The 1462-nt window shown below is 45.2% G+C and carries 3 protein-coding genes; all 3 read left to right on the top strand.

What is annotated here, in order from left to right; genetic code table 11:
* Positions 1-692, top strand: a 692-nt coding sequence (locus tag AZ66_RS33220) for an FtsW/RodA/SpoVE family cell cycle protein (protein ID WP_231587101.1), incomplete at its 5' end; no start/stop codon positions are given.
* Complete coding sequence (locus AZ66_RS33215; RefSeq protein ID WP_231587100.1) at positions 685-873, top strand: FtsW/RodA/SpoVE family cell cycle protein; 189 nt, start codon at positions 685-687, stop codon at positions 871-873. The genes AZ66_RS33220 and AZ66_RS33215, both read left to right, overlap by 8 nt.
* Positions 874-877: 4 nt before the next feature.
* A partial coding sequence (locus AZ66_RS29085; RefSeq protein ID WP_044358119.1) for an FtsW/RodA/SpoVE family cell cycle protein occupies positions 878-1462 on the top strand: 585 nt, incomplete at its 3' end.

The following is a 1462-nucleotide window of genomic DNA, read 5'->3' as shown; positions in this document are numbered from 1 at the left end:
TGGCAGTCGGAAGCAGTATGAACGGGGCGAGGAGATGGATTGTTGTGGGCGGATTTCAGTTTCAACCTGTGGAATTTACGAAGCTTGCACTCATTATGTACATATCATCACTTATCAGCAACAAGGGAGAACGCATTCGAAGCTTCAAGAAAGGCCTGCTGCCTATTCTCATTGTAGTCAGCTTCATTTCCTTGCTCATTATGAAGCAGCCCGATTTCGGGGCAGTGCTTATGCTGCTCTTCATCTGTCTTACCGTCATGATTGTGGGCGGTGTACAAATGCGTCAACTTGCCGTATTATTTCTTGCAGTTCTCCCTGTGATCATCTATTTGGCATTCAGTCAGAGCTATCGCTTGCAACGGATTGCTTCATTTATGAATCCGTATGACGACCAACAGGGCTCAGGCTATCAACTGATTCAATCCATTTATGCATTGGCACATGGTGGTGTAACAGGAACTGGATTCGGACACGGAATTCAGAAGCTGTTCTATCTACCTGAAGCACATACGGATTTCATATTTGCGGTCATCGGAGAAGAATTCGGCTTTCTTGGCTCATGTCTGGTTGTATTCGTTTTCTTTGTCCTAGTTGTAAGAGGCTTCATGGCTGCGCTGAGAAGTGATGATCCGTTTGCGATTATGCTAGGTACCGGAATCGTCAGTATGATCTTTATTTCAGTTTATGCTTAACTTAGGAGCAGTGACTGGTCTGCTTCCCATTACTGGAGTTCCGCTTCCCTTTGTCAGTTACGGAGGCTCCTCCTTAATTTTATGTATGGCAAGCACGGGCATTATTCTTAGCATTTCTCGTGATAATTATCGAAGACAGCAGCTGCAAGGCAGCGGTCGGAAAGGAATTCATAAGGAATAGACCTATGATCATATTTTTGCGTAAACTTAGTAAGGTTGACAAGCTGACTCTCGTTATCGTCGGATGTCTCGTAGCTATAGGTACGTTAGCCGTGTATGAGGCAACGATAAATACGAAGCTGCATGGCATTCATATTAACAATCTCATCTTATTCGGCGTATTCTGTGTCCCGATGCTGATTCTAGCAACAATTGACTACAATATATTAGTTGGGAAGCTATCCTATGTGTGGTATGGATTAGGTATTGTGCTGCTCTTGCTCGTCATGTTCAAGGGGGAGAATATTAATGGAGCAGTTCGCTGGGTTAGTATTGGAAGCTTCCAACTGCAACCGTCAGAGATGATGAAGATTGCTACAGTATTGCTGGCGGCTCATCTGCTGCAGAAGCGGGGAGGGGATCAGCTTCGCTTCGTACAGGACATCCTGCCACTTGCCGCAGTATTTCTCTTGCCCACAGTAATCATCATGAAGCAGCCGGACTTAGGCACCGCACTCGTATTTATCGCCGTGATGATAAGTATGTTGTGGATGGGAAATGTGAAGATGATGTACATGATCATTTGCCTCTCCGTGATCGCAATTGCGGTT

Source organism: Paenibacillus sp. E194, assembly GCF_000935845.1.
Lineage (GTDB): Bacteria > Bacillota > Bacilli > Paenibacillales > Paenibacillaceae > Paenibacillus_B > Paenibacillus_B alvei_B.
Note: the sequence above shows the minus strand (reverse complement) of the source record. Positions and strands in the feature narration are given on the sequence as shown.

What these genes read in the sequence shown, in the direction of transcription:
- AZ66_RS33215 (WP_231587100.1), top strand. Translation starts at nt 685, where the DNA reads ATGCTTAACTTAGGAGCAGTGACTGGTCTGCTTCCCATTACTGGAGTT.